The following is a 3,247-nucleotide window of genomic DNA, read 5'->3' as shown; positions in this document are numbered from 1 at the left end:
ATATTCCTTCGCGGCCTGCCAGGCCTTCAGCTTGCGCACCCGGAAAAACCCGCAATCTGCGCCTTGTGCGTCCACGATCAGATAGATTTCGTATAGCGGCACATAGCGATAATGGATCGGGGTGCGGATATCGGCGAGGTTGCCTTCGTTTTCGGCCGGAAACAGAACACCTGTCCCCAGTTTCACCGTTGAAAGCAGTCGCGACCGGTTGGCAAGCGCAAAACCGGATTTACCGGCAGAGCGCACGCGGAACAGATGATCGCGCACCAGCTCGAAAAATTCCTCATCCGCTTGTGTCGGAGGCGGTGCGAAGGGATCACCGAAGCCGACCCCGTGCCAGTTGAAGCCTTCAGGCATGGTCAGCGAACCGACACCGGAGGCAAGCCTGTCCAGCAACCAGACCGCAGTCGGGTCGTAGAGTTTGCGCGAGCGTTCCCTGGCAGCAGAGTGGCGAAATGCGCTCATGCCATCTTGCGCGATCACCCCGCCGGGACGATTGAACGCCCGCTCCATATCCGGCGCCGAGTAAGTCACATAGTCCTGCCAGTCAGCTTCGTACCAAAGGCGTTCGGACCGCGCGCATTGAAGTTCCGATTTCAGGTCATCGACAATACCCATGAACTATGCCCGCCCCAAAAGAGTGACACCGGGTTTCGAGTGGCTTGCGTAATCGCTGACACCCAGCGGACCGGTCAGAGTCGTTTTACCGGTATTGTAAGCCGCTGCCCGGCGGCGCCGATTGACCTCTTGAAGACTTTTTGCCTGCCGCAATGGATCAGGCTCGCGCGGCGGTGCTGGCGGTTCGGTCTCCGCGCTGGAGCCAGACGGTGATTTGAACATGCACATAGGGGGAACCTCTTTTTCGGGGTAAGTCCGCGAACTTGGAGCTTTCAGCGAGGAGTGAAGGTGTAGGACAACCGCCGGCACGCACCTGTTCGTTGCGCGCACTGCAGAGAATGCACCTGAGGACTGCCATTTTCTGAAAGGGTTAGACGTGGAAAAAACTCAGCCGATTGGCCAGGGTGCCGTTGCCCCCAAATTGCCAAACTGCGAAGCGGCCGCATTTTCCCAATGTATTGATATGACACCAGTTTTAGCGCCGATTTGACGAACTGTCGAGCGCACGCGAGTGTCTCAAAGCTCCGTTTAGACGCAGGTTTTTGAAATCTGCTTTGCGATCAACCGCTTCATCTATGTCGGTTATGAAGCGTCCTGAATTGCATTTTTTAAAGTATCTGGTTTCTGACACACACGGCCTAGCCCGCTTCCCATAACACTGCTACGAACCGATACTGCACAGAATTGACTCCAACTGTCTTCAGGGAAACTCCGAGTGGTTTTCGCCCTCTCCGTCGCATTCGCATATGGTCTGACGAATATTGACGGGCTTTTTGCCTTTCTCGCCCTGTCTTCTGCGGGGAAATACCGGCAGGTTCTGACAGGTTTTCTGCTTGCACACGCACTGGTAATCGGTGGGTCTCTGCTGATTGGTGCTGGGGCCACTTTCCTGTCTCCGGAATTTCTCGGGTATCTCGGTATTGTTCCCATCGGGCTCGGCGTTTGGGAAATCTGGAAAACCAACCGGCACTCCGCTTTGGATCGGACCGAAGCCAAATCAGCCAACTCTATTGCCGGAACGCTGTCCATCTTTCTGGCGCTCAGCACAGACACATTTGTGCTGCTCGCTGCCATCTTTGCCGACAGCCGCCAGGACATGGATCAGTTCGCCCTGCTGGGGGCCTTCATCGCCGTCATCGGTCTACTTGTGCTCGGCACATTCCTGTCCAAACGGATTGCCCAAAACAAGCGGATCGGACGGTTCTTCGAACGGCTGTCTCCCTTTGTGATGATAGCGGCCGGCATCTACATCCTGCTCGACACCACAACGGACGTGTTTTGAGCTAAAAATGGGTCTTGAAACCGGGATGGCTGCTCGCTTTCTACTGGCAACCCTCCAATTCAAGTATTACTCTTGAAACAAGACTATTGACTTCCTCCGGCAGATTGTTCGCCGGCTGAAACTCTGGGAAGAAAAATGGCTGAAGATCAGGACACCAGACTTTGCCCCGCACCGATCATTTTCAACATGATTGGGGGCAAGTGGAAACTCACCATTTTGCAGATCCTCATTTTCCGGGGAACCAAGCGCTTTGGGCAATTGCAACGTGAAATGGATGGCATCACCCAAACCATGCTCACCAAACAGCTTCGTGCACTGGAAGACGACGGTCTGGTCAAGCGCAAAGTCTATGCCGAGGTGCCGCCGCGCGTCGAATATTCAGCCACTGAAGACGCCTTGGCCTTGAAGACAATGTTTCAGACAATGCATCAATGGTGGGTGGATCACAGGGAAGAAAATTCAAACGAAAAAACCCTTGAATTACAACAATAGTATCTTTTTGAGTGCTATATAAGATTATTCTGCCTACTTGTTGATTGATACCGTAATCGCACATTCTCCCTATCGAAACACGGGAGACAATCGATGCGACCTACCCTCTACACATTCAGCGGCGCCCCTCGTGGCTGGCGCGTTCTTCTTGGCCTTGCGTTCAAGGGGATTGATGCCGATATCCGGATCCTCAGCGTGTCGGAAAAGGATCATCAGAAGCCTGATTTTCTGGCCATGAACCCGCGCGCCAAAGTGCCGGTATTGACGTCTGGCGACATCGTTTTACGGGACTCGATTGCGATCCTTGCCTGGCTCGACAAGGCGTATCCGGACAAACCACTTTTTGGTGAGACGCCGACACAGGCCGCCACCGTCTGGCAGATTGCCATGGAGTGCCGGGAATATCTACGTGAAGCCAATAGGCAGCTGCTGAGCAGGGCTTTCTTCACCGATGCCAAGGTCCCTGACGAAGGATCTGAAAACGATCGAACCTTTCAGAAGGAAGCAGCCTTCGTTCACGCCGAATGTCGTTATCTGGAAGATCTCCTGTCTGACGATCGAACGTTCCTGGCCGGGGAGATGCCAAGCGCTGCCGATGCGCTCGCTTTTCCGGAAGTCAGATTGTTGCAAAGAGCCGTTGAAACCAGGGCCGAGTTGATGACCGCTGCTGGCTTCGGATATCCGCCCGACCTTTATCCAAATGTTGCTGCCTGGAAGAACCGGATGAATGCCATGCCGGAAGTGGTGGCAACGATGCCCCCTCATTGGCAAACCGAAACACCAATCGCCAAGAGCGCCTGAGGAAGGATTGAAGATGACAAACCCTGTTGTCGCTAATCGCGAAGATTGGCTGCA

General features: G+C 54.3%; 5 protein-coding genes. 3 read left to right on the top strand and 2 right to left on the bottom strand.

Annotation, left to right across the window (positions count from 1 at the left end; genetic code table 11):
• Both K5905_RS30460 and K5905_RS30455 read right to left on the bottom strand, forming a co-directional pair.
• The coding region (locus K5905_RS30460) for a portal protein (protein WP_297591465.1) at window positions 1–618 on the bottom strand (618 nt) is incomplete at its 3' end.
• 3 nt (window positions 619–621) lie between these two features.
• The gene (locus K5905_RS30455) at window positions 622–846 is read right to left on the bottom strand and encodes a hypothetical protein (RefSeq protein WP_297591463.1); all 225 of its coding nucleotides are present in this window, start codon (window positions 844–846) and stop codon (window positions 622–624) included.
• A 487-nt stretch (window positions 847–1,333) separates the two neighbouring features.
• On the opposite strand from K5905_RS30455, the gene K5905_RS30450 reads away from it, so the two are divergent.
• The 3 genes from K5905_RS30450 (at window position 1,334) to K5905_RS30440 (ending at window position 3,193) form a co-directional block, all read left to right on the top strand.
• Entirely contained in the window at window positions 1,334–1,900 is a 567-nt protein-coding gene (locus tag K5905_RS30450; protein WP_297591462.1) for a cadmium resistance transporter, read from the top strand.
• Window positions 1,901–2,035: 135 nt separating this feature from the next.
• On the top strand, window positions 2,036–2,392 hold the full coding sequence (locus K5905_RS30445; protein WP_297591461.1) for a helix-turn-helix domain-containing protein: 357 nt from the start codon (window positions 2,036–2,038) through the stop codon (window positions 2,390–2,392).
• A 93-nt stretch (window positions 2,393–2,485) separates the two neighbouring features.
• Window positions 2,486–3,193 (top strand): glutathione S-transferase family protein, encoded by a 708-nt coding sequence (locus K5905_RS30440; protein ID WP_297591460.1) that lies wholly within the window; start codon window positions 2,486–2,488, stop codon window positions 3,191–3,193.
• Window positions 3,194–3,247: the final 54 nt, after the last annotated feature.

The sequence above is a fragment of the Roseibium sp. genome, assembly GCF_025698965.1.
In the GTDB taxonomy this organism is placed as follows: domain Bacteria; phylum Pseudomonadota; class Alphaproteobacteria; order Rhizobiales; family Stappiaceae; genus Roseibium.
This window is presented reverse-complemented; position numbering and strand designations above follow the sequence as displayed.